Source organism: Mycobacterium pinniadriaticum (assembly GCF_026242045.1).
GTDB classification, from domain to species: Bacteria; Actinomycetota; Actinomycetes; order Mycobacteriales; family Mycobacteriaceae; genus Mycobacterium; species Mycobacterium pinniadriaticum.
Genome location: NZ_JAPJDO010000027.1, coordinates 1 through 24986, shown reverse-complemented (window position 1 = coordinate 24986; position 24986 = coordinate 1). Strand labels below are relative to the sequence as shown.

At 68.2% G+C, this 24986-nt stretch carries 20 protein-coding genes and 1 pseudogene; 12 read left to right on the top strand and 9 right to left on the bottom strand.

The genetic code is table 11. The features are described 5' to 3' along the window. Window position 1: 1 nt before the first annotated feature. On the bottom strand, window positions 2-1084 hold the full coding sequence (gene ctaC / locus ORI27_RS23805) for an aa3-type cytochrome oxidase subunit II (RefSeq protein ID WP_407666411.1): 1083 nt from the start codon (window positions 1082-1084) through the stop codon (window positions 2-4). A gap of 152 nt (window positions 1085-1236) precedes the next feature. Between ctaC and asnB the strand changes: the two genes are divergently transcribed. Then, window positions 1237-3204 (top strand): asparagine synthase (glutamine-hydrolyzing), encoded by a 1968-nt coding sequence (asnB, locus tag ORI27_RS23800; protein ID WP_407666410.1) that lies wholly within the window; start codon window positions 1237-1239, stop codon window positions 3202-3204. A 107-nt stretch (window positions 3205-3311) separates the two neighbouring features. Here the strand turns inward: asnB and ORI27_RS23795 are convergent, their stop codons facing one another. Then, window positions 3312-4283: a carbohydrate kinase family protein gene (locus ORI27_RS23795; protein ID WP_265999535.1), complete on the bottom strand. Its 972-nt coding sequence runs from the start codon at window positions 4281-4283 to the stop codon at window positions 3312-3314. 178 nt (window positions 4284-4461) lie between these two features. On the opposite strand from ORI27_RS23795, the gene ORI27_RS23790 reads away from it, so the two are divergent. Further along, window positions 4462-5103 (top strand): Rv0361 family membrane protein, encoded by a 642-nt coding sequence (locus ORI27_RS23790; RefSeq protein ID WP_265999534.1) that lies wholly within the window; start codon window positions 4462-4464, stop codon window positions 5101-5103. 38 nt (window positions 5104-5141) lie between these two features. Here the strand turns inward: ORI27_RS23790 and ORI27_RS23785 are convergent, their stop codons facing one another. Further along, complete coding sequence (locus ORI27_RS23785) at window positions 5142-5501, bottom strand: HesB/IscA family protein (RefSeq protein WP_265999533.1); 360 nt, start codon at window positions 5499-5501, stop codon at window positions 5142-5144. Window positions 5502-5566: 65 nt separating this feature from the next. Next, window positions 5567-6622: a glycerate kinase family protein gene (locus tag ORI27_RS23780; protein ID WP_265999532.1), complete on the bottom strand. Its 1056-nt coding sequence runs from the start codon at window positions 6620-6622 to the stop codon at window positions 5567-5569. Between the two features lie 23 nt (window positions 6623-6645). Between ORI27_RS23780 and ORI27_RS23775 the strand changes: the two genes are divergently transcribed. The 5 genes from ORI27_RS23775 (at window position 6646) to ORI27_RS23755 (ending at window position 11554) form a co-directional block, all read left to right on the top strand. Beyond that, on the top strand, window positions 6646-7299 hold the full coding sequence (locus tag ORI27_RS23775) for a DUF3043 domain-containing protein (protein WP_265999531.1): 654 nt from the start codon (window positions 6646-6648) through the stop codon (window positions 7297-7299). Between the two features lie 14 nt (window positions 7300-7313). Next, window positions 7314-7841 (top strand): bifunctional adenosylcobinamide kinase/adenosylcobinamide-phosphate guanylyltransferase, encoded by a 528-nt coding sequence (locus tag ORI27_RS23770; RefSeq protein WP_265999530.1) that lies wholly within the window; start codon window positions 7314-7316, stop codon window positions 7839-7841. After that, window positions 7841-8890, top strand: a complete 1050-nt coding sequence (cobT, locus tag ORI27_RS23765; protein ID WP_323055660.1) for a nicotinate-nucleotide--dimethylbenzimidazole phosphoribosyltransferase — start codon at window positions 7841-7843, stop codon at window positions 8888-8890. Before ORI27_RS23770 ends, cobT begins: the two co-directional genes overlap by 1 nt. 2 nt (window positions 8891-8892) lie before the next feature. Further along, window positions 8893-9648, top strand: a complete 756-nt coding sequence (locus ORI27_RS23760; protein WP_265999529.1) for an adenosylcobinamide-GDP ribazoletransferase — start codon at window positions 8893-8895, stop codon at window positions 9646-9648. Window positions 9649-9745: 97 nt separating this feature from the next. Continuing rightward, the gene (locus tag ORI27_RS23755) at window positions 9746-11554 is read left to right on the top strand and encodes a BCCT family transporter (protein ID WP_265999583.1); all 1809 of its coding nucleotides are present in this window, start codon (window positions 9746-9748) and stop codon (window positions 11552-11554) included. Here the strand turns inward: ORI27_RS23755 and ORI27_RS23750 are convergent. The 3 genes from ORI27_RS23750 to gcvT form a co-directional block, all read right to left on the bottom strand. Then, window positions 11551-14904 carry an Ig-like domain-containing protein gene (locus ORI27_RS23750; RefSeq protein WP_265999528.1) on the bottom strand — a complete coding sequence of 1118 codons (3354 nt, stop codon included), beginning with the start codon at window positions 14902-14904 and terminating at the stop codon, window positions 11551-11553. The genes ORI27_RS23755 and ORI27_RS23750 overlap by 4 nt on opposite strands. A gap of 450 nt (window positions 14905-15354) precedes the next feature. Continuing rightward, on the bottom strand, window positions 15355-16461 hold the full coding sequence (locus ORI27_RS23745) for a branched-chain amino acid aminotransferase (protein ID WP_265999527.1): 1107 nt from the start codon (window positions 16459-16461) through the stop codon (window positions 15355-15357). A gap of 22 nt (window positions 16462-16483) precedes the next feature. Further along, the gene (gene gcvT, locus ORI27_RS23740; protein WP_265999526.1) at window positions 16484-17587 is read right to left on the bottom strand and encodes a glycine cleavage system aminomethyltransferase GcvT; all 1104 of its coding nucleotides are present in this window, start codon (window positions 17585-17587) and stop codon (window positions 16484-16486) included. A gap of 40 nt (window positions 17588-17627) precedes the next feature. Between gcvT and ORI27_RS23735 the strand changes: the two genes are divergently transcribed. Beyond that, a complete protein-coding gene (locus ORI27_RS23735) occupies window positions 17628-19142 on the top strand; it encodes a leucyl aminopeptidase (RefSeq protein WP_265999525.1) in 1515 nt (504 codons plus the stop codon). Here ORI27_RS23735 and ORI27_RS23730 read toward each other — a convergent pair. Continuing rightward, window positions 19139-20887: an SDR family oxidoreductase gene (locus ORI27_RS23730; protein ID WP_265999524.1), complete on the bottom strand. Its 1749-nt coding sequence runs from the start codon at window positions 20885-20887 to the stop codon at window positions 19139-19141. The two genes, ORI27_RS23735 and ORI27_RS23730, sit on opposite strands and share 4 nt — an antisense overlap. Before the next feature lie 108 nt (window positions 20888-20995). Next, window positions 20996-21340: an oxidoreductase gene (locus ORI27_RS23725; protein WP_265999523.1), complete on the bottom strand. Its 345-nt coding sequence runs from the start codon at window positions 21338-21340 to the stop codon at window positions 20996-20998. 165 nt (window positions 21341-21505) lie between these two features. Between ORI27_RS23725 and sucB the strand changes: the two genes are divergently transcribed. The 4 genes and pseudogenes from sucB to ORI27_RS23705 form a co-directional block, all read left to right on the top strand. Next, on the top strand, window positions 21506-23206 hold the full coding sequence (sucB, locus tag ORI27_RS23720) for a 2-oxoglutarate dehydrogenase, E2 component, dihydrolipoamide succinyltransferase (protein ID WP_265999522.1): 1701 nt from the start codon (window positions 21506-21508) through the stop codon (window positions 23204-23206). A 4-nt stretch (window positions 23207-23210) separates the two neighbouring features. After that, the gene (locus ORI27_RS23715; RefSeq protein WP_265999521.1) at window positions 23211-24131 is read left to right on the top strand and encodes a TIGR01777 family oxidoreductase; all 921 of its coding nucleotides are present in this window, start codon (window positions 23211-23213) and stop codon (window positions 24129-24131) included. 13 nt (window positions 24132-24144) lie between these two features. Beyond that, the gene (gene lipB / locus ORI27_RS23710; RefSeq protein WP_265999520.1) at window positions 24145-24819 is read left to right on the top strand and encodes a lipoyl(octanoyl) transferase LipB; all 675 of its coding nucleotides are present in this window, start codon (window positions 24145-24147) and stop codon (window positions 24817-24819) included. Continuing rightward, window positions 24816-24986, top strand: a pseudogene (locus tag ORI27_RS23705) (lipoyl synthase); the annotation flags it as partial. The gene lipB and the pseudogene ORI27_RS23705, both read left to right, overlap by 4 nt.

Below are 24986 nucleotides of genomic sequence, written 5' to 3'. Positions count from 1 at the left end.
CCTACTTGCTCGCCTGTGGGATCACTTGCTGGCCCCGACGGGTGTCGAACGGGTGGGTGGTGATGGCCACCGGTGACTGGTTGATCGACTGCAGCGCCTCGGCGTTGGTCTTACCGGCCATCCGCTGCTGCAGGTAGGCCTTGAAGTCGTTGGCCGAGACCACGCGGACCTCGAAGTTCATCATCGAGTGATAGGTGCCGCACATCTCGGCGCACCGCCCGACGAACGCGCCGGTCTCGGTGATCTCGGCGACCTGGAACTTGTTCTCGGTGTGGTTGGCTTCCGGGTTCGGGAAGACGTCGCGCTTGAACAGGAATTCGGGCACCCAGAACGAGTGGATGACGTCGGCGGAGGCGACCTCGAACTCGATCCGCTTGCCCACCGGTAAGACCAGGACCGGGATCTCGTTACTGGTGCCCAGCGTCTCGATCTTGTCGAAGTTCAGGTAGGTGCGATCCTCGGGGTTCAGGCCGCGCACCACGCCCACCCGCTCCTCGCCGTGGGCGTCGACGCCCTCGGGCTTGGAGACCATCGCGGCCTTGCGCGCCGGGTCCGCGCCCTCGTACTCGAAGGTGCCGTCGGCGAAATCGACCTTCTGATAGCCGAACTTCCAGTTCCACTGGAACGCCGTGACGTCGATGACGACCTCGGGATTCGGATCCCGGTGCATCATCTTCTCCTGCACGACGACGGTGAAGTAGAACAGCACCGAGATGATCAGGAACGGGATGACCGTGAGCACCAACTCCAGCGGCATGTTGTAGCCGAACTGGCGGGGCAGCTCCTCGTCAGCGGGGGCACCCTTCTTCTTACGGTGGAATGTCGCCGTCCAGAAAGTCAGGCCCCACACGATGACGCCGACGACCAAGGCGGCGATGACCGACCACACCCACAACTCGCGGTTGGTGTGCGCCTCCGGGGTGATGCCCTTGGGCCAGCCCAGACCGAACACTTCCTGCCAGCTGCACCCGCTGAGGGTCAGCGCCAGCGCACCGAAAGTAACGGCTAGCGCCAGCACCCGGAACCGGGAACCGCGGGTCTTCACGTTGGCGCCTCCTGTTTCACCGAACTGCTCGGCCCACACCGCATTTTTCTCATCGCGGGAACTTTTCGCGAATCGAATACTACGCAGCGTAGACCACACCTGAGAAGCCAGCCCGACACACCTCCAATTCCGTGGTCGAGTCGGCGCTGCGTCGTTCGGCGGCGCTGTGCGGTTGCGGCATACTAGGCCCGGTGTGTGGACTGCTGGCCCTGGTTACAGACCCCGGCGGGCAGGAGCGAAGCGCCCCGGGGATCGGTGGCGGAACCAGCATTTCCGCTGACATCGTCGACGCGGTGGCCGGCGCATCACACCTGATGCGTCATCGGGGCCCCGACGAACCCGGTACCTGGCACGACGAGCAGACGGTCCTGGGGTTCAACCGGCTGTCCATCATTGACATCGCCCACTCCCACCAGCCGTTGCGCTGGGGTCCGCCGGATCAGCCCGACCGCTACGTGCTGGTCTTCAACGGCGAGATCTACAACTACCTCGAGTTGCGCGAGGCGCTGCAGTCCGAATTCGGCGCGACCTTCGCCACCGATGGCGACGGCGAGGCGATCGTGGCCGCGTATCACCACTGGGGCACCCAGGCGCTGGGCCGGCTGCGCGGCATGTTCGCGTTCGCGCTGTGGGACACCGCGCGCCAGGAACTGTTCTGCGCCCGGGACCCGTTCGGGATCAAGCCGCTGTTCATGGCCACCGGGCCGGGGGGCACCGCCGTCGGCAGCGAGAAGAAGTGCCTGCTCGACCTGGCCGGACAGATCGGGATCGACCTGGGCATCGACGAACGCGCGGTCCAGCACTACACGGTGCTGCAGTACGTGCCCGAGCCCGAGACACTGCACCGAGGCATCCGCCGGCTCGAATCGGGAAGCTATGCGGTGATCCGTCCCGGCGAACAGCCGGAGGTCAGCCGTTACTTCCGGCCGAAGTTCAGCGCCACCGGGTTCACCCCGGGTGGTGAGCAGGCTCGCTACGACGAGATCACCGCGGTCCTGGAGGACTCGGTGGCCAAACACATGCGCGCCGACGTGACGGTCGGGGCGTTCCTGTCCGGTGGGATCGATTCGACCGCCATCGCCGCGCTGGCCATCCGGCACAATCCGCGGCTGATCACCTTCACCACCGGGTTCGAGCGGGAAGGCTTCTCCGAGGTCGACGTGGCCGTCGCGTCGGCCGAGGCGATCGGCGCCCGGCACGTGACCAAGGTGGTCAGCCAATCCGAGTTCGTGGCCGCCCTGCCCGAAATCGTCTGGTACCTCGACGAGCCGGTGGCCGATCCGGCGCTGGTCCCGTTGTTCTTCATCGCCCGCGAGGCCCGCAAGCACGTGAAGGTCGTGTTGAGCGGCGAGGGTGCCGACGAACTGTTCGGCGGATACACGATCTACCGGGAACCCTTGTCGCTGAAGCCTTTCGACTACCTTCCCGGACCGGTCCGCAAGTCGCTGGGCCGGGCGTCGCGGCCCTTGCCGGAGGGGATGCGCGGTAAGGGCCTGCTGCATCGGGGCTCGCTGACCCTCCAGGAGCGCTACTACGGCAACGCCCGCAGCTTCTCCGACGAGCAGCTACGCGCGGTGCTGCCGGCGTTCGATCCCGCCTGGACACATACGGACGTCACCGCCGGAATCTACGCCGAGTCGGCCGGTTGGGATCCGGTCGCCCGGATGCAGCACATCGATCTGTTCACCTGGCTGCGCGGCGACATCCTGGTCAAAGCCGACAAGATGACGATGGCCAATTCGCTGGAGTTGCGGGTCCCGTTCCTGGATCCCGAGGTGTTCGCGGTGGCCTCCCGGCTGCCGTTCGCCCAGAAGATCACCCGCACGACCACCAAGTACGCGCTGCGCCGAGCGCTGGAGCCGATTGTGCCGCCGCACGTGCTGAACCGGGCAAAACTGGGCTTCCCGGTGCCGATCCGGCACTGGCTGCGCTCAGGCGAGCTGATGGACTGGGCGTACGGGATGATCGACGCTTCCCAGGCCGGTCATCTCGTCGACGTGGCCGCCGTGCGCGACATGCTCGATGCGCACCGCGCCGGGGACGGCGATCACAGCCGCCGGCTGTGGACGGTGCTGATCTTCATGCTGTGGCACGCCATTTTCGTCGAGCGCAGCGTGGTGCCGACGATCAGCGAGCCGCACTACCCGGTGCAGCTCTAGCGGCGGGCAGGAGCGAAGCGACCCGGGGATCAGCTCCAGCGGCGGGCAGGAGCGAAGCGACCCGGGGATCAGCTCCAGCGGCGGGCAGGAGCGAAGCGACCCGGGGACTAGGTCAATGCGGCGGCGATCTCCTCGGCGGCCTCGGGACCATAGGCGTCCTTGATGCGGGCGATCGCCGCGTCGCGGTCCCAGGTCCACTCCTGCGGGCCCGGTGCCTCCAGCACGAGTGTCGCCACCATCGACGCGAGCTGCGCGGCGCGATCCAGCCCGAGCCCCAGCCCACGGCCGGTCAGGAAGCCCGCACGGAACGCGTCACCGATACCGGTGGGGTCGTCCTTCTGCGTCTCGGGCACGACGCCGACGTGGATGAAGGTGCCGTCGCCGACGATGTCGACACCCTTAGGCCCCAGCGTGGTGATGCGCAGCTGTATCTGGCTCATCACCTCGGCCTCCGACCAGCCGGACTTCTGCAGGAGCAGATCCCACTCGTAGTCGTTGGTGAACAGGTACGTGGCGCCGTCGATGAGCCGGCGGATCTCCTCACCGGAGAGCCGTGCCAGTTGTTGGCTGGGATCGGCGGCGAACGCCAGGCCGAGCTTGCGGCACTCCTCGGTGTGCAGGAACATCGCGTCCGGGTCGTTGGCGCCGATGATCACCAATTCCGGTGCGCCACTGCGCTCTACGACATCGGCGAGCTTGATGTCCCGGGCTTCCGACATCGCGCCCGGGTAGAACGACGCGATCTGGGCCATATCGTCATCGGTGGTGCACACGAATCGCGCGGTGTACGCGGTTTTCGACACCAGAACGCCGGAGGTGTCCACGCCGTGAGCTTCCAACCACTGCCGGTATTCGTCGAAGTCCGATCCGACGGCGCCGACAAGCGTCGGATTTCCGCCGAGCAGGCCCATCGCGTAGGCCATGTTGCCCGCGACGCCCCCGCGGTGTACGACCAGGTCGTCGACCAGGAAGCTCAACGACACCTTCTGCAGGTGTTCGGCCAGGAGTTGTTCGGAGAACCGCCCGGGAAAACGCATCAGGTGGTCGGTGGCAATGGACCCGGTCACCGCGATCGTCACGAAGCGTCCGCCCTTCATTCACTAGTGGGACTAGCTAACCGTACCGGGCGACGCCGTCCGTTCATATCGCGTCGGTGCGCTAGCCTGCGTACAAGAGCCGACTATATGGCCCGGCATCGGCCCCGCTGCGGCGGGTGCTTGAAGTTCCGGCCGCCGCGCACCTCAGGGAGACTTATCGATGGCTGGCCCGACGCCGCCACATCAGCCGGCCCCGTATTCCGAGCCTTACCCCGAGGAGCCGTTCGGCCCGCCGGGCGTGGCCGCCACGCCGGGTACCTACCCCGGCGTCTACCCCGGGGCGTTGCCGCCGCCGGCGGCCTACCCCACGCCGCGTCGTCGTTGGCCGCTGTGGCTGGGCCTGGCGGCGTTGCTGCTGGTAGCGGCGATCGTGGCAGCACTGCTGATCGTCCGGGCCAATGAGCCGACCACGACGTCGGCGGGCGGGTTCACCGAGCCCGCGGCCAAGGCCGCCATCTCGAATTACCTGACCGCGCTGGCCAAGGGCGACACCGAGACCGTCGCGCGCAACAACCTGTGCGGGATGTACGACGGCGTCAGGGATCGCAAATCGGATCTGGCGTTGGCGAAGCTGGCAAGTGACGCGTTTCGCAGGCAGTTCGCCAGCGCCGAGGTGACCTCGATCGACGCGATCGTGCCCTGGTCGAACTATCAGGCCCAGGTGTTGTTCACGATGAAGACGGCATCGGCGTCGGCAACGCGCGGTACCCGCGGCGACGAGCAGGGCGTGGCGCAACTCCTGCGTCAGGGCAATCAGCTGCTGGTCTGCTCGTATCTACTGCGAACGGCCGCCCAGTACTGACTGGACGGCCGCTGGCGGGACGAACGGTGAGCGTTGATTCAGTTGAACGAGTCGCCGCAGGCGCACGACCCGGTGGCGTTGGGGTTGTCGATGGTGAAGCCCTGCTTCTCGATGGTGTCGACGAAATCGATCGTGGCGCCCTGTACGTAGGGGGCGCTCATCCGATCGACAGTCAGGTTGACGCCGCCGAATTCGACGGTGAGGTCACCGTCGAGGGCGCGGTCATCGAAGAACAGGTTGTAGCGCAGACCGGCACAACCACCCGGCTGTACGGCGATCCGCAGTGCCAGGTCGTCACGGCCCTCCTGGTCCAACAGCGACTTGGCCTTGACGGCCGCGGCGTCGGTCAGGGTCACGCCGTGGGTCTCGGTCGTGGTCGACTGATCGGAAACTGTCATTGCGTCTCCCCTTAAAGCAGATGTCTACCTCGTCAACGGTACCTTGTCGCGGCACTATTCCCGAGTCAGCCGGCCAGCCCGGCTGCCGTCCGGTGGGCCAGCCCGGTCAGCTGGTTGGCGGCGTCGTCGATCGCGACCTGCACCGACCCGGCGTAGTCGGCGATCGCGTGGGCGGCCGTGATTCCCGCCTCATCGAGTACCGCCGGCTCCAGCGTGACCTGCCCGGCCAGCACCAGCACCGGGATGCCCCAGGCCCGCGCACCACCGGCCAGGGCGCTGACCACCTTGCCGTGCAATGACTGGTCGTCGAACCGGCCCTCCCCGGTGACAATCATGTCGGCCGCCGCGATGTCGCGCGCCAGTCCGGTGTATTCGGCGATGACGGCGGCTCCGGACTCGCGCCGGCCACCCAGTGCCAGCAGCGCCGCGCCCAGTCCCCCGGCCGCCCCCGCCCCGGGCAGCGGGCTGACCGAAGCGGGGGCCAGCGTGTCGAGTTTGGCCGCCCATGCCGTCATCCGCTGCTCGAGGATCTCCACGGTCGCCGGATCGGCACCCTTCTGCGGGCCGAAAATCCGCGCCGCACCCATCGGGCCCAGCAGCGGATGTTCGACGTCGCTGGCGACGATGAGCTCGACGCCGGCCATTTTGTCCCGGGCCTGCGCCAGGCCGCCCAGCGCCTCGATGAGTCCACGCCCGCCGTCGGTGCAGGAGCTGCCGCCCAGGCCCACGACGATGGTGTCCGCGCCGGCATCCAGCGCGGCCTCGACCAGCTGGCCCACCCCTCGGCTGTGCGCGGCGATCGCGGTGTCCGCGGTGGGTGGGCCGCCCAGCAGCGTCAAACCGCAGGCCTGCGCACATTCGATGTAGGCCGTCGACGTCGCGCGGTCGTACACCCATTCGGCGTCGACGACGTCGGTCAGCGGGCCGGACACCCGGGTTCGGCGCACCTCCCCCAACCGGCTCGCGAGCACCCCGATGAAGCCGGGGCCGCCGTCGGACTGCGGAGCCAGTACCAACTCGTCAGAGGGCCGGGCCCGGCCCCAGCCAGCGGCGATGGACTGGGCGGCCTCGACGGCGGTCAGGCTGTCGCCGTAACAGTCCGGCGCGATCAGCACCCGCATTCCTGCAGGGTAACCTGGCAGGCGTGAAGCTGCTGGGCCGCAAGAACGACGAGGGCGACGCCAAGGCCGAGCCGGCCGAGGTCGACGAACCCGCCGCCTCGGCGGGGACCACCGCACCCAAGGGCAAGCCCACACCGAAACGCAGTGATTCCGCCAAGCGTCGCGGGCCGATAGCCCCGGCGCCGATGACGTCGAGCGAGGCACGCAAGCGCCGCAAGGAGATGCGCGCCAGCCTGACCAAGGAGGAACGGCGGGAGGACAAGGCGCAACGCCGTGCCGCGATGAACAATCGGCGCGAGCGGATGATGGCCGGTGAAGAGGCCTACCTGCTGCCCCGCGACCAAGGTCCGGTGCGCCGCTATGCGCGCGACATCGTGGACTCGCGGCGCAACGTGCTCGGGCTGTTCATGCCCGCCGCGCTGTTCCTGATCTTCGTGATGCTCGCCGTGCCGAAGGTTCAGCTGTTCATCTCCCCGGCCATGCTGGTGCTGATGGCGGTGATGGCGATCGACGGAATCCTGTTGGGGCGCAAGGTCAACAGGGCGGTCGACGCGAAATTCCCGGACAACACCGAAGGCGCGTTCAAGCTCGGATTGTATGCCGCCGGCCGGGCCTCTCAGATGCGCCGCATGCGCGCGCCGCGACCACAGGTCGAGCGTGGCGCCAAGGTCGTCTGAGCCGACCAGCCACGGTGCGCACGCTGGTGCTCGGCGGAATCAGGTCGGGCAAATCACGATGGGCTGAAGAGATCATGGCCGGCGATTCCTCCGTCCGCTACGTGGCCACGGGTGCGGGCGCAGATGCCGATCCGTCCTGGGCGCAGCGGGTCGCCGAGCATCGCAGTCGCCGGCCGGGGTCGTGGAACACGGCCGAAACCGCCGATGTTGCTTGCCTTCTGCGAGATGATGCGCACACGGCGACCCTCGTCGACGATCTGGGTGGATGGCTGACCGCCGCGCTGGACCGCCGCGGTTGGGATTGCGGTTCGGTGGCGAGCGACGTCGACGAACTGGTCCGCGCAGTCGAGGGATTCGCCGCGCCGCTGGTGTTGGTCAGCCCCGAGGTGGGGCTGACCGTGGTGTCGGCGACGGCGTCAGGCAGGCGCTTCACAGACGAACTCGGCACACTCAATCAACGACTCGCCCGGTGCTGCGAACAGGTGGTCCTGGTGGTTGCGGGGCTGCCGGTGTGGGTCAAACCGACGAAGGCTTTCACCTGATGGACTTTCCCGCGATCACACCGCCGGATTCCCGTGCGGCCGCAGCGGCACGGCGCCGGCAGGACATTCTCACCAAGCCGACCGGCGCCCTGGGCCGACTCGAGGATCTCTCGGTGTGGGTGGCCGGCTGCCAAGGATTTTGTCCACCAAGGCAATTCGAACACGCCAAGGTGGTGGTGTTCGCCGGTGACCACGGGGTTGCCCGCGCCGGGGTGTCGGCGTACCCGCCGGAGGTCACCGCGCAGATGGTGGCGAATATCGATGCCGGCGGGGCCGCGATCAACGTGCTGGCCGGGGTCGCCGGCGCATCGGTGCGAGTCGTCGACATGGCCGTGGACTGCCAGCAGCCGCTGACCGAAGCCATCGGCGCGCACAAGGTGCGGCGGTCCAGCGGCAACATCGCGGTCGAAGACGCGCTGAGCGAGCAGGAAGTTGTCGCCGCGCTGGAAGCCGGTCGCCGGCTCGCCGACGACGAGGTGGATGCCGGCGCCGATCTGTTGATCGCCGGCGACATGGGCATCGGGAACACCACACCGGCAACCGCATTGGTCGCCACTCTGACCGACACCGAACCGGTGGCTGTGGTCGGTCGCGGCACGGGTATCGACGACGCCGCGTGGGTGCGCAAGACGGCGGCAGTGCGCGATGCGATGTTCCGGGCCCGGCAGTTCCGTCCGGACCCGGTGGGCCTGTTGCGCACCTGCGGAGGCGCGGACCTGGCCGCGATGGCCGGTTTCTGTGCACAGGCCGCGGTGCGGCGCACTCCCCTGCTGCTCGACGGCGTTGTCGTGACGGCGGCGGCGCTGGTCGCCGACCGGCTGGCACCGGGGGCACGCGCCTGGTGGCAGGCCGGACACCGATCGACCGAGCCCGCGCACACGCTGGCCCTGGCCCACCTTGACTTGGAGCCGATCCTGGACCTGGGCCTGCGTCTGGGTGAGGGCACCGGTGCCGCAGTGGCGCTGCCGGTGCTGCGGGCAGCCGTCGCGACGCTGACATCGATGGCCACCTTCGAGGGGGCCGGCGTCTCCGAGCGCGCATCGGACTGATCGTGTTCCATTCGCTGGCAGGAGCTTTCGCGTTCGCCACGGTGGCTCCGTCGCCCGCCGGTGCCGCGGTTCCGGGGCGTGGCGTACTGACCGCGTTGCCCGTCGTGGGCGCGGTGTTGGGTGCCCTGGCGGCCGGGGTGACCTTCGGAGCGACAGCGGTGCTCGGCGCCGGCAACGCGCTGGCCGGCTTGCTGGGGGTGGCCGTGCTGCTGCTGGCGACTCGGGGTTTGCACATCGATGGGCTGTCCGACACCGTGGACGGGCTCGGCTGTTACGGGCCCTCGGAGCGGGCGCTTCGGGTGATGCGCGACGGGACGGCGGGTCCGCTCGGCGTGGCGGCGGTGGTCATGGTGATCGGCCTCTCCGCGTTCGCCTTCACCACCCTGCTGGCCAGTCCGGGCGGCTGGCGAGGGGCGCTGGCGGTGGCCGTCGCGGTGGCGGGGGCGCGAGTCGCGGTGGTCCTGGCGTGCCGAACCGGAGTTCCGGCGGCCCAGGGCAGCACTCTTGGCGGCCTCGTGGCCGGTACGCAGCCGCGACCGGTGGTGGCCGGCTGGATAGTGGTCGTTCTGGCCGCGGCGCTGCCGATATCGCCGGCGATGTGGCCGGGCCCGGTTGCGGTGCTGGCCGGGCTTGCATCGTCCGCGGTGCTCGTCGCGCACTGCGTGCGCAGGTTCGGCGGGATCACCGGCGACGTCTTGGGTGCGGTCGTCGAGCTGACGACGACGGTGACCGCAGTTCTGCTCGCGGCGCTCATTTAGCGCCGCGGTAGGGTCACTAGCACACGACCCTCCACCCGACCAGATCTGCTGGCGCACGAAACGACGACAACCACCAGGAGGCAATGTGAGTTCGCCCATGCCCGGGGACACCGAAGCGGAAAGCCCGGGCCCGCTGAAATCCGCGTTGCGCAGCATGCACCTGCCGGTGTTCATCCCGGCTTCGGTGGTGATCATCGGACTGATCGTCTTCGCCGTCGTCTACGCGGCCACGGCCAAGAACGCGTTCAGCCGGCTCAACAACGCAATCACCGGCACTGTCGGCTGGTGGTACATCCTGGTCACCACCGGCTTTGTCCTGTTCGCGCTGTATTGCGGGCTGTCCCGGGTCGGGACGATTCGGCTCGGCCGCGATATCGAAAAGCCGGAGTTCAGCTTCTGGGCCTGGCTGGCCATGCTGTTCAGCGCCGGAATGGGCATCGGGCTGGTGTTCTACGGGGTGGCTGAACCGCTCACCCACTACGTCAACCCACCACCGTCACTGGGTGTGGAGGGCTCCACCGCCGGGGCCGCCAACCAGGCGATGGCGCTCACGCTCTTCCACTGGGGTCTGCACGCCTGGGCGATCTACGTCGTCGTCGGACTGGGCATGGCGTACATGACCTATCGGCGCGGGCGTCCGCTTTCGGTGCGCTGGCTGTTGGAGCCGTTGATCGGACGGCGGCGCGTCGAAGGAGTGATCGGGCACGCCGTCGATGTGATCGCCGTCGTCGGCACCCTGTTCGGCGTGGCGACGTCACTGGGATTCGGAATCACCCAGATTGCCGCCGGGCTGCAGTATCTGGGCTGGATCACGGTGAACAACTGGTGGATCGTGGCCATGATCGCCGCGATCACCGCCATCGCCACGGCATCGGTGGTGAGCGGGGTCAGCAAGGGCCTGAAATGGTTGTCCAACATCAACATGGCGCTTGCCGGGGCCTTGGCCGGGTTCGTCCTGCTGCTCGGCCCGACGCTGTTCCTCCTGCAGGCCTGGGTGCAGAACTTGGGCATCTACGTGCAGTCGCTGCCGCAGTTGGCTTTGCGCACAGGGCCTTTCACCAACGGCGAGTGGTTGTCCAACTGGACTGTCTTCTACTGGGGCTGGTGGATCAGCTGGGCTCCCTTCGTCGGCATGTTCATCGCGCGGATCTCGCGGGGCCGCACCATCCGGGAGTTCGTCGCCGCGGTCCTGCTGGTCCCCACGGTGATCGGCTCGCTGTGGTTCACGATTTTCGGTGAATCGGGAATCTTGCGTCAACGCAACCACGGCGACATGCTCGTTGACGGCGCGGTGGATACCAACACCTCGTTGTTCCGCCTCCTGGACGGCCTGCCGCTGGGCGTACTCACCAGTCTGGTCGCGGTGGCGGTGATCGTGTTCTTCTTCGTCACGTCCTCCGATTCGGGGTCGCTGGTCATCGACATCCTGTCCTCGGGCGGAGACCTGGATCCGCCGAAGCCGACCCGGGTGTATTGGGCCACGCTCGAAGGTCTCGCCGCCGCCGTGCTGCTGCTGGTCGGGGGCGCCGGTTCGCTGACCGCGCTGCAGACCGCGTCGATCGCCACCGCGCTGCCGTTCTCGCTGGTGATGGTGGCGGCGTGCGTAGCGATGATCCGCGCGTTCCGCTACGACCTGGCGACCACCCCGCGGTTGCTGCACGTGTCGGCGCCCGACCAGCTGGCCAGTGAGCTGACCGCCGACGGCCAGCGCCGGCAGGACGTGTCGGCGACCTTGGCCGGGTTGGTCGCGGTGCGTGCGATTCCGATCGACACCTGTGAGGTGCACGAACAGACCGGCGCCCTGACCATCAACGATCCGGTCGATCCGCTCGGTCCGGACGTCGTCGTCACCGAGGAACAGCTCGAGGAAGCCGAGGAGCGTTATCGGGCCTCACACCGTGGCTAGGTAGCGATGGTGGCCGCCGATGACGCCACTTTGAGGGTGCTCAGCGTGTAGATCGGACTGGTGGACGACCCGGTGTTCACCAGCTGGAAGACGACACCACCGGAACCCAGCACGACCGAACCCTCGGCCACACCGGCCAATTGCACGGTTGTCGGGTTGGCCGCATCGGACGGGTCGATCACCGTGACGTAGGTGGTGTCACCGTCTGTGCCGGTCTGGTACGCGGTGCCGTCGGAGTCGAACACCAATCCGCCGACGGGCGTGCCGGTGAACGCGACGCTGCTCGCACTCGCCTGGTCGGTGGGATCGATCACCAAGAGATTTGTGGTGGTCGCAAGGTAGGCGGTGCCGTCGGGGCCGAACACCAGACCAGAGTTCGCCGGATCGCCCGGCACGTCCACGATGGTGGCGGTGGCGAGGTCCGTCGGGTTGAACACCAGTACATGCGAACCCGGGCTGCCGTTGACCAACCCGTCGGTGCGCTGATAGACGGTGCCGTCCGGACCGATCACCACCCCATCGTTGGCCGGGCCGGCGACGGTCAAGGTGGTCACGTTGGCCGGGTCGGCGGGGTTGATCAGCATCACGTTGCTGCTGTCTGCACCGCCACTGGTTTGATAGCCAACGCCGTCCGAGCCGACCACCAAAGGCCACGCATAGCCAGCAATGTCCAGCGTGGTCGCGCTGATCGTGCCAACGGGTTGGGCCACCACTACCTGGTTACCGCCTTGCAGGTAGAGGATTCCATGGGTGAACACCACCGAATTCCCCAGATTGCTGGCCAAGTTCAGCAGGGCCGGGTTGGCGGGGTCGATCACCACCACCTGGCTGATCGGGTCGCCGGCCTGTCCCGTTATATCCAACTTCTCCCACGTCGAGCCGTTGTAGTAGACATAGTCCCCCGCCGCGAGCGGAATTGGGCCCGATCCGAAGTTCGGCGTCCCCGCTATGGCGACGGAGTAGACCTCTCCGAGAATCCCGCTGCCGTCGACCAGCCCCGGATACAGCTCGTCGTTGACGATAAATTTGTTGCGCTCGGCGTCGAAGTTGTTCGAGGGGACGATCACGGTCACTTGGTAGGCGCGCCCGTCAGGGCCGACCGCCAGGTCGACGCTGGTGCCGTAGTGGATCACGCTGGTCGCATTGGCCGGATCGGACGGGTCGATCACCAGCACCTGGGTATTGGTACTGCCGTCGGGATTCTCGAAGGTGGCCGGTTGGTAAGCGGTGCCGTCCGAGCCGATAATCACCCCGCCTCCGGCAGGGCCGGCGAGGGCCAAGGTGGTGGGGTGGGCCGGGTCGGACGGGTCGATCACGGTGACGGTCGTGCCAGTGTCCGCGGTGTGGTAGGCGGTCCCGTCCGGGCCGACGACCAGGAAGCCGTACCCGGGCACGTCGACTGGCACAACGTTGGCCGGATGGGCGGGGTCGATCACCAGCACCTGGTCGGTGCCATCCGTGGTCCGGTAAGGCTGGTAGGCCGTTCCGTCGGGCGCGAAATACGCTCCTCCGACGAACACACCGGTGGTCACCGGCGTGTTCGAGGTGGGGAAGTCGCTCGAGGTGTTGCCCGGCGTGATGAGGGTCAGGCTGGTGTCGGTATAGGCGTACGCGGTGCCATCGGGGCCGAACAACAGAACGGCGTCGGCCGGCATGACTCCCGGCAGCGTGAATGTGGCGGTGACGGAATCCAGATACGAGTAGGAGGAACCAGAACCGTCGTTGTACATCTTGATCAGCAAGAACGCGGTCGCGGGTTCACCACTGGCTGAGGTGACGGCCAGCTGCTGGTAGGCGGTACCGTCGGGGCCGAACACCACGCCGCCGACGGGACTGCCGCTGGCGCCCGACGCTGTTGAGTTGGGCACTCCCGACGAGAAGATATTCGCAGGATCAGGCGGGAGAACCACGATCACGCTGGTCGAGGTCTGACCATCAAACGTCATCGCCGTGGTCTGGTAGGCGACGCCATCGGATCCCAGCACCGGCGCGCCGGTGGGGCCGCCCGCGAAAGCGGGGGTAGTCGTCGCGGTGGTGCCGCTGATCTGGGTGACGTAGGTGGAGAGCTGGCCGTCGATCGTTGCCGAGGTCGTTTGATAAGCGGTGCCGTCAGGGCCGATGACAAGACCGGCATACGGGGTGCCGGGCAGAGCGAGGGTGGTCGGGTTGGTGGGATCAGCCGCGGTGATCACCACCACCCGGGTGGTGCCCTCGGCCGTCGTGCTGGTCTGGTAGACGGTGCCGCCCGGGCCGTACGTCACGTCGCCGCCGGACAACGCCACGGTACCGAGCAGGGTCGCTCCGATGGGATCGATCGGAACGGCCACCTGGGTCGAGGTGGTGCCGCCCTGGCCGTCGGAGGCGGTGACGGTCAGTAGATCGGTGTCCACGCCGGGAGTGCCCGCGGCGTCAACGCGGGCCGAGCCGGTCGGCGTGTAGGTGAGCGTGCCATCGCCGTTGTCCACCACGCTGCCACTGGCCGTGGTACCGGTTGTAGCCGCGGCAAGCAGGGCAACCGCCGCGGCGCCGGCCATGTTGGCGTCGGTTTCAGAGCTGGCGCCGCCCGACACCGCGACAGTGACCGGATCGCCGTCGGCGTCCGCGGTGTGCGCAGTGATGAGGACCGCCCCGGTCGTGGGATCGGGTTCCCCGACCTCGATGGTCAGGGTCGGGGCGTGGTTGACCGGGGCCACGGTGAGATTCACCGTGGCAGTGGCCGGGTCCCGGGTGGGCAGACCAAGCAACGCGAGGTGGTCGGCGAGGAGGCGGACGATGCCGGCCAACCCGTATACGTGCCACGGGGTGCCGGTGGTGTCACTGACGCTGAAGCTGTCGGTGCCGCCGGTGTGGGCGAAGCCCGGCTCGGGGGTGTAGACGTATGAGCCGTCGGTGCTGATGGCGACACTGCCGTGGGTGGCGTTGGTCACCGTGTACGTCAGCGGATCTCCGTCAGCATCGGTGCCCCCGAGATTGCCGGTGATGACACCGGTGTCGGGGTCTTCGACGGGCTCGCTGGGGTGCAGGCTCGGATAGGAGTTGAACAGCGTGTACTGCAACCGTCGAACGCCGACCCACAATCCGGCGATCTGATCCGCGATCGGGGTATCGGGAATCGGGAATCGCGGTGCCGGCGTCGTCAGCCCGGCCCAGGTCAGCGCCTCGGTGACCATCGCGTGCAGCGTCGCCGGCGCCGGGTAGGACCGGACGGCGGTGGGCACCGTCGAGGTGGCGGGCCGTGCGGACGTGCCGGACGCGGCCGCAGCCGCCGGCGGTGTCGACCGTCCCGACGAGACCACTTGCCCGGTGATCGGCTCCGTCATACCGGTGCGGCCGACCGCAGTCGGGGCCACGCTTCGCTTCCGGCTACCGCTCACAGTCGACTTTGGCGAGGCGTTGTGCCGACCGGACGAGGCTGTTGCAGAACGCCGGGCTGTGCCGTGCGAGCCCGCCGAGGAGTCCGCACTCCGAGAATGGCCAGCGGCGGAAGAGCCTGCGGTGTCAGCACTGGCTATTGCCGGTGCGGCGACCAACGCCGCGCCCACCCCTGCGGTGACCGCGCCGACCTGCAACCATCGCAACACCGGAAGCCCCTCGGCCCTGCCGCGATTTCGCCGGGAGATCCTTGTGTTCCGCCTTGCACCAGCCACCACAGCACCTCCAAAGTGCCTTCAGAGCAAAATTAAGACATCACTTGACAGGCAGATTAGCCGCGAACCGGACATTGTGCACAGCAAACATCAGAGAAATTATTGGCTGCCGCTCAGTGACGGACTGACTACTCCCGTGCGGAACCGGCGAAGCTAGCTGAGCCGGGCCATCCAGCCATGCGTGTCGGCGAAGGTACCGCGCTGGATCCCGGTGAGCGTGTCGCGCAACGCCATCGTCACCTCGCCGGGCTCGCCGTCGGCGATGGTGAAGTCACCGTCGCCGAACTTGACGTGCGAGACCGGGGTGATGACGGCGGCCGTGCCGCACGCGAACACCTCGGTGATCTCCCCGGTGGCGGCGCCCTTGCGCCACTCCTCGACGTCGATCTTGCGTTCCTCGACGGCGAACCCGGCATCGCTGGCCAGTTGCAGCAACGAATCACGGGTGATGCCGGGCAACAGCGAACCGGACAGTTCCGGAGTGACCAGCCGCGCCGAGCCGCCGCTGCCGAAGACGAAGAACAGGTTCATCCCGCCCATCTCTTCGATGTAGCGGCGTTCGACCGCGTCGAGCCACACCACCTGATCGCAGCCGTGCTCGGCGGCCTCGGCCTGCGCCAGCAGCGAGGCGGCATAGTTGCCACCGAACTTCGCCGCTCCGGTGCCGCCCGGGCTGGCCCGCACGTACTCGGTGGACAACCAGACACTGACCGGTTTGACGCCGCCCTTGAAGTAGGCGCCCGCCGGCGAGCCGATCACCAGATAGCGGTATTCCGCGGCGGGACGCACCCCCAGTCCGGGCTCGGTGGCGATGACGAACGGCCGCAGGTACAGCGATTCCTCGCCGCCGGCGGGCGGCACCCACTGGCCGTCGACGGCGATCAGCTGGCGCAGCGATTCGACGAACAATTCCTCGGGCAGCTCCGGGATCGCCAGCCGGCGCGCCGACGTGCGCAGCCGGGCCGCGTTGGCCTCCGGGCGGAACGACACGATCGATCCGTCGGCCCACCGGTAGGCCTTGAGCCCCTCGAAGATCTCCTGCGCGTAGTGCAGGACGATCGCCGACGGGTCCAGCTCGATCGGGCCGTAGGGCACGACCTCGGCGTCATGCCACCCCAGCTCGTCGGTGTACAGCACCGACACCATGTGGTCGGTATGAAAACGCCCGAAGCCCGGGTCGGCCAGAATCTGTGCACGTACCTCGTCGCTCGCCGGATTCGCGTTGCGCTCAACCGTGAATTCGAGGAGGCCGTTGGTCATACGGCGATTGTAGACCGGGTCGCTAGCGAGTTTTGACCTCGACGAACGGCGGCTTGACCACCTCGCACTCCAGCGGGCGGCCACGGACGTCGACGGTAACCAGAGCACCGTCGTCAATTCCGGCGTCGGCGTCGATGAGGGCAAGCGCGATACCGACTTTCAGCGTCGGCGAGAACGTGCCCGAGGTCGTCACCCCCACCGGCTGCGCCCCGTTGAGCACCGTCAGTTCGGGGCGCAAGACGCCCCGCCCGGTCGCCCGCAGACCTCGCAGCAGGCGACGCGGTCCGGCTGCCTTCTCGGCCAGTAGGGCGTCGCGGCCCCAGAATGCGTCCTTCTTCCAGCCGATCGCCCAGCCGCAGCGGGCCTGCAGCGGCGAAATGTCCAGGGAGAGCTCGTGCCCGTGCAGCGGGTAGCCCATCTCGGTACGCAGGGTGTCGCGGGCGCCCAGGCCGGCCAGTTGCCCACCGGCACCTTGCACCTCGGCGACCAGGGCGTCGAACACCACCGGCGCGGAGTCCCACGGCGGCAACAGCTCGTAACCGTGTTCACCGGTGTAACCCGTGCGGCAGACCCGCACCGGTACGCCCGAGTAAGTGGCGTCGGCGTAACCCATGTAGTCCATGTCGCTGGGCAGCCCCAACGCGGTCAGCACATCGGTCGAGCGGGGGCCCTGGACCGCCAGCACGGCATAGGAGCGGTGCTCGTTGGTGATCGAAATACCCTGCGGCGCTGCCGCTTGCAGTGCATCGACCACGGCGGCGGTGTTGGCGGCATTCGGCACCAGGAAGATCTCGTCGTCGCTGACGTAGTAGGCGATCAGGTCGTCGATGACTCCCCCGTCGGGGGTACAGCACAGGGTGTACTGCGCCTTGCCGGGGCCGACCCTGCGCAGATCATTGGTCAAAGCGGAGTTGACGAAGTCCGCCGCACCCGGGCCGGCCACCAGCGCCTTGCCCAGGTGGCTGACGTCGAACAGGCCGACGGCCTCCCGGGTGGCGGTGTGCTCGCCGACCGTCCCGGCGTAGGACACCGGCATCAGCCAGCCGCCGAACGGCGCGAAGGTGGCCCCCAGCTCGCGGTGCTGACTCTCGAGCGGCCCGTGCAGCAGATCGGATGTGTCGGTCACGGCGAACAACACTAGCGGCAGCTGGCTAGTGTGAATCCTCGTGAGCACCGAACCCGGTTACCCGGCCCCCACCGTCACCGTCGCGACGTCACTGCCCAAGCGGGCCGACGGCGCCGTGCTGATCGTCCCGGTCGTCACCGACTCCGACGGCGACGGCTCCCCCGTGGTCGTCGGCGGCCCGTTCCTCGATGCCGAGGCCATCGGGGAGATCCAGGTGAGCCTGCGCGCCCTGGGCGGCAAGGGCAGCGCCGAGCAGGTGACTCGGCTGCACGTGCCGTCGCTGCCGGTCGGCAGCGTGCTGACCATCGGACTCGGGGCTCCGCGCGACGGGTGGCCGGCCGATGTGATCCGGCGGGCCGCGGGTGTGGCGGCCCGGTCGTTGTCCGGTGTGGAAACCGTCATCACCACCTTGACCGAGCTCGATCTGGAGGCCGCGATCGAGGGGCTCATCCTGGGCAGCTACCGGTTCACCGAATTCCGCAGCGCCAAGACCGCGCCCAAGGAAGCGGCGCTGACCAAGATCACCGCGCTGAGCACCGCCTCCGGCGCCAAGAAGGACGCGGCCCGGGCCACCGCGATCGCCACCGCGGTGGCCACCGCGCGCGATTTCGTCAACACCCCGCCGAGCCACCTGTTCCCCGGTGAATTCGCCAAACGCGCCAAGGCGCTGGGCGAGGCGGCCGGCCTGGAGGTCGAGGTGCTCGACGATAAAGCGCTGGCCAAGGCCGGCTACGGCGGGATCGTCGGGGTGGGCAAGGGATCCTCGCGGCCGCCGCGGCTGGTGCGGCTGGCCCACCGCGGGGGCAAGGGCAAGAAAGCCAAGACCGTTGCCTTGGTCGGCAAGGGCATCACCTTCGACACCGGCGGTATCTCGATCAAGCCGGCCGCCTCGATGCACCACATGACCTCCGACATGGGCGGTGCCGCGGCGGTGATCGCCACGGTGGTGCTGGCCGCCAAGCAGGGCCTGCCGATCGACGTCATCGCCACGGTGCCGATGGCCGAGAACATGCCGTCATCGACCGCACAGCGCCCCGGTGACGTGCTGACCCAGTACGGCGGGACCACCGTCGAGGTGCTCAACACCGACGCCGAGGGCCGGCTGATCCTGGCCGACGCCATCGTGCGGGCCTGCGAGGACGATCCCGATTACCTGATCGAGACCTCGACGCTGACCGGCGCGCAGACTGTCGCGCTGGGCGCCCGCGTCCCCGGCGTGATGGGCAGCGATGACTTCCGTGACCGGGTAGCCCGGATCTCGCAGGACGAGGGCGAGAACGGCTGGGCGATGCCGCTGCCCGACGAGCTCAAGGACGACCTCAAATCGAACGTGGCCGACCTGGCCAACGTCAGCTCGCAGCGACTCGCCGGCATGCTGGTCGCCGGGGTGTACCTGCGGGAGTTCGTCGCCGACGACGTGCAGTGGGTGCATATCGACATCGCCGGCCCGGCCTACAACACGTCGGGCCCGTGGGGTTACACCCCAAAGGGCGGCACCGGGGTGCCCACGCGGACGATGTTCGCCGTCCTCGAGGACATCGCCGCGAACGGCTAGAGCACCTTGCCGCGCGCGGTGCTGCGCATCACCTGGGGCAATATCCGCGACGTCCCATAAAGCAGGTAGGCCTCGGGCGCGACCGGCCGGATCGGCTTGTTCTTCTTGACCGCCGACACGATCGCGGCGGCCACCTTGTCCGGTCCGTACCCGCGCAGTTCGAACATCTTCTCCAGCTGTGCCCGCCTGGGCGCGACGGCCGAGCGCTTGTCCTCCGGGGCGTACAGCTGGGTGGTGGAGACGATGTTGGTGTTGATCAGGCCGGGGCAGATGGTCGTCAATCCGACTCCGGCGGAATCTAATTCGGCGCGCAGGCAGTCGGAGAACATATATACCGCTGCCTTGGAGGTGCAGTAGGCGTTCATCGACTGCAGCGGTGCGTACGCCGCCATCGAGGCCACGTTGACAATGTGACCGCCGGTGCCGCGGTCGACCAGCCGGCGGGCGAAGGCCCGGCAGCCGTTGACCACCCCACCGAGGTTGACGTCGAGCACGCGGTCGAACTGCTCGGCTGGCGTGTCGAGGAACGCGCCCGCCGCACCGATGCCCGCGTTGTTGACGACGATGTCGGGCACTCCGCGTTCCGCGCACACCTGGTCGGCGAACCGTTCCACGGCATCGGCGTCGGACACGTCGTACACATAGGGGTGCGCGACGCCGCCGCGCGCGCCGATGCGCGCCACGGTCTCCTTGACGGCGGCCTCGTCGATATCGCTGACCACAACCTCCGCGCCTTCCCGGGCGAAGGCCAGCGCAGTCTCCCGACCGATGCCGCTACCCGCGCCGGTCACCGATACGAGCATGTCGCCGAAGTGTTTTCGCGGCCGGCTCACCTGCGCGCGCAACAGCGCACGGCTGGCCGGTTTGCCGTCGAGGTGCTCAGCGAGTTCGGTGACCGCCGCGGCGAGCACCTGCGGGTGCGACATCGGCGACCAGTGTCCGGCGCGGATGTCGCGGCGCCACAGCCGCGGCGCCCAGCGGGGCGTGTCGTCGTAGACGTAGGGGCGGACATAGGGGTCGTCGAGATTGACGATCAGCTGCACCGGCACCTCGACGTAGCGGTCCGACCGGACGTGCAGCAGCGAGTGAAAGAAGTTGGCGCGGTATATCTTCAAGCCATTGGCCGCATCAGAGCTGAAGGTCTGCCCGTGGTGCCGCTGGCGGGCGGGAATGCCGCGGCTGACCATTCGCAGGAGCGGTGTGGCCGCGGCACGCATGATCGCCGGGGCGAGCACCGGCACCGAGAACGCTGCCATGTAGCTCAAATGCGCACCCTGAGATAGAGCGCGGGAGAACAACTTCGGTCGGTACGGTCGCTTCAGACCGTCGCGGACATAGCGACTGAAATGGTCGGCTGCGGGGCCGGACACCGAGGTGAAAGAGGCGACCCGGTCGGCGGCGCCGGGGCGGGCCACGTACTCCCACATGGTCGCCGATCCCCAGTCGTGGGCCAGCACGTGCACCGGCTCGCCGGGGCTGAGCTCGCCGATGACCGCGGCGAAGTCGTCGGCGAGGTGCGCCATCGTGTAGGACGAGAAGGACTTAGGCCCCGAGGAGCCGCCGGCACCGCGATTGTCGTAGCGGATGATGCGGAACTTGTCGGCCAGCAGCGGCACCACGCCGTCCCACAGCACATGGGAGTCGGGCCAGCCGTGGACGAGGACGACGGTCGGGCCGTCGGGGTTGCCTTCCTCATAGACCGCGAGACGTGTTCCGTCGTCGCTGTCGATATAGCGCATGGTCATCAGACCCTCCGAGCCTTCCCGGATAACTGTGACTATTGGTAGCTCATACCGTTGGTACCGAACGATTTTGACCCTGCCCGTCCACACGGGTGGGTGTCAAGGCCGGGCTCAGCGCTCGTCGAGCTCCTCACGCAGGGCGCGGCGGCGTTCGATCCGCCGTCGCGCGTCGTAGTTCCGCATCCGTTGCGGATACCCGACCTTCTGTACGTCGTAGACGGGAATCGCGAGCTGTTCGCCGATTCGGCGGGCACCGGTGGCACCGTGGGCCGGGCGGCGGGTCCACTCGCCGTCGGCAGCCACCAGCACGATGGTCATCGGGGTGACGCTGGTCTTGGGCTCGACGTATGCCTCGACCCCGGTGCGCTGCGCGGCCCACTCCCGCAGATGTCTCTGGTCGGCGGCAACATCCGATTCGCCGCGGCGACCCGCCCGGAACCTGTCGAACAGCCCCAACTCCGACGCACTCCTCTCAGTGGTTCTTTCCATCGATGGTGCCAGAGAAATCACACATCGCCCTGAGTGCATGTGAGGGGCCCGGCAATGACAGGATGGGTACACGACGCTGTGGTATGCCAGAAGTCCCACCCGCACGACTGACCGTTCGAGGGAGTCAACACAATGGCCGTCTCCGTCCAGATGCCGGCACTCGGTGAAAGCGTCACCGAGGGGACCGTCACCCGGTGGCTCAAGCAAGAAGGCGACACCGTCGAGGTCGACGAGCCTCTGCTTGAGGTGTCGACCGACAAGGTCGACACGGAGATTCCCTCGCCGGCGTCAGGTGTGCTCACCAAGATCGTCGCCCAGGAGGACGACACCGTCGAGGTCGGCGGCGAGCTCGCGGTCATCGGAGAAGCCGGCGAGGCCACCGCGTCCGAACCAGCCCCGGCCCCCGAGCCCGCCGCTAAGGAGCCCGAACCCCAGCCGGAACCCGCCGCCGAGGAACCCGAACCCGAACCTGCCGCACAACCGTCGGGGTCCGCAACCTCGGTGGTGATGCCCGAACTCGGCGAGTCGGTCACCGAAGGCACCGTGACCCGGTGGCTGAAGAAGGTCGGGGACTCCGTAGCCGTCGACGAGCCACTGGTCGAGGTGTCCACCGACAAGGTCGACACCGAGATTCCCTCACCGGTGGCCGGGACGCTGATCAGCATCACCGCCGAGGAAGACGTCACCGTCGCGGTCGGCGGCGAGCTGGCCAAGATCGGGGATGCCGGTGCCGCACCGCAGGCCGCCCCGGCACCCAAGCCCGAACCGAAACCCGAGCCGAAACCCAAGCCCGAGCCCAAGTCCGAACCGGCACCCGCGCCGGCACCGAAGCCGGAGCCGGCGCCCAAGCCGGCACCCGCGCCGGCCGCGGCCGACGAAAGCACCGGCGATGGCAGCCCCTACGTCACCCCGCTGGTGCGAAAGTTGGCCGTCGAGAACGGAATCGACCTCGCGACCGTCAAGGGCACCGGTGTGGGCGGCCGAATCCGCAAGCAGGATGTGCTGGCCGCTGCGGAAGCCAAGAAGGCGCCCCCGGCACCCGCACCGTCGGCCCCGGCAGCCGCCGCGTCCGGACCGGCCCCCGCCGCCGCACCGTCACCGTTGGCCCATCTGCGCGGCACCACCCAGAAGGCCAATCGGATTCGGCAGATCACTGCCAAGAAGACCCGCGAATCGCTGCAGACCACCGCGCAGCTGACGCAGACCCACGAAGTCGATATGACCAAGATCGTGGCGCTGCGGGCCAAGGCGAAGTCGAAATTCGCCGAGCGCGAGGGGGTCAACCTGACCTACCTGCCATTCATCGCCCGCGCGGTGATCGATGCCCTCAAGGCGCATCCGAACATCAACGCCAGCTACAACGAGGACACCAAGGAGATCACCTACTACGACGCCGAGAACCTGGGCTTCGCGGTGGACACCGAACAGGGTCTGCTCTCGCCGGTGGTGCACAACGCCGGCGACCTGTCGTTGGGCGGGCTGGCGCGCGCGATCTCCGACATCGCCGACCGGGCCCGCAGCGGCAACCTCAAACCCGATGAGCTCTCCGGCGGCACCTTCACGATCACCAACATCGGCAGCCAGGGCGCCCTGTTCGACACCCCGATCCTGGTTCCGCCGCAGGCAGCGATGCTGGGCACCGGCGCGATCGTCAAACGGCCCCGGGTGATCGTCGACGAGCTCGGCAACGAGTCGATCGGCGTTCGCTCCGTCTGCTACCTACCGCTCACCTACGATCACCGGCTGATCGACGGTGCGGACGCGGGCCGATTCCTGACCACCATCAAGCGGCGGCTCGAAGAAGGGGCATTCGAGGCCGACCTGGGCCTGTGATGCCATGGGCCGGCCAGTAGAGGGGCTCGTCGTCGCGATTGCCGGTTCATCCGGCCTGATCGGTTCGGCGCTGGTCTACGCTCTGCGCGCCACCGACCATCGGGTGCTGCGCATCGTGCGCCGGGCCCCGGCCAACAGCGACGAACTGCACTGGAATCCCGACAGCGGCGAGTTCGATCCCGCCGGTTTGGAGGGCGTCGACGCGGTGGTCAACCTCTGCGGTGTCAACATCGGCGAGAAGCGATGGTCGGGCGCGTTCAAGCAGAGCCTGCGCGACAGCCGCATCGGTCCCACCGAGGTGATCTCCGCCGCGGTCGCCAACGCCGGCGTGCCGGTACTGATCAACGCGAGTGCAGTCGGCTATTACGGCGACACCCGCGGTCGGGTCGTCGACGAAACCGCCCCTGCCGGAGGGGGTTTCCTCGCCAGGCTCTGCATCGACTGGGAGTCGGCGGCGTTGGCCGCCGAGGACGCCGGGGCCCGGGTGGTGCTGGCCCGCTCCGGGCTGGTGCTCTCCCCCGCCGGCGGTGTCCTGGCCCGTCTGCGCCCGTTGTTCAACCTGGGCCTGGGCGCGCGGCTGGGCAGCGGGCGGCAGTACATGCCGTGGATCAGCCTCGAGGATGAGGTCCGTGCGCTGCTGTTCGCGATCAACAACGACGAGCTCTCCGGACCGGTGAACGTCACCGGTCCGGCCCCGGTGACCAATTCGGAATTCACCGCGGCGCTGGGCCGGACGTTGAACCGACCGACCCCGCTACTGGTGCCCGGGTTCGCGTTGCGCACCCTGCTCGGCGAGTTCGCCGACGAGGGGCTGCTCGACGGCCAGCGGGCGATCCCCGCCGCGCTGGAGCGGGCCGGGTTCGTCTTCCACCACAACACCATCGGCGAGGCGCTGGCCTACGCCACCGCCGCCGCCCAGGGGTAGTACCGTCGAACGTGTGCGGCAGTCCATCCGATCGAGCTCAGCGGGCGTGCAGATCCGCCAGCTGGGCAGCATCGACTACCTGGACGCCTGGCAGCTGCAACGGGAGGTCGCCGACGCTCGGGTGGCCGGCGGGCCCGACACGCTGCTCCTACTGGAGCATCCCGCGGTCTACACCGCGGGCAAGCGCACCGAAAACCACGAACGGCCACTGGACGGCACCCCCGTCGTCGATACCGACCGGGGCGGCAAGATCACCTGGCACGGCCCCGGACAGCTGGTGGGCTATCCGGTGATCGGCCTGGCCGAGCCGCTCGATGTCGTGAATTACGTTCGGCGCCTTGAAGAGTCGCTGATCCGCGTATGCGCGGACTTCGGGCTGAACGCCCGCCGGGTGGAAGGCCGCTCCGGGGTATGGCTGCCCGCGGCGGGCGCCCGCCCGGCCCGCAAGATCGCCGCGATCGGCATCCGGGTGGCGCGCGGGACGACACTGCACGGGTTCGCGCTGAACTGCGACTGCGACCTCGGCGCGTACTCGGCGATCGTTCCGTGCGGAATCTCGGATGCCGGGGTGACCTCGCTTACGGCCGAACTGGGCCGCCACGTGGGTGTCGACGAGGTCCGCACCCGGGTCGCCGAGACGGTGTGTGACGCCCTCGACGGCCGCCTGCCCGTAAGCTTGACCACGTGAGCGTTGAACCGGGGCCTGATGTCGCCGGCCCAGCGGCTCCGGCCGGCCGCAAGTTGCTGCGTCTGGAGGTCCGCAATGCGGAGACGCCGATCGAGCGTAAGCCGCCGTGGATCAAGACTCGGGCGCGGATGGGCCCGGAGTACACCGCACTGAAAAGTCTGGTGCGT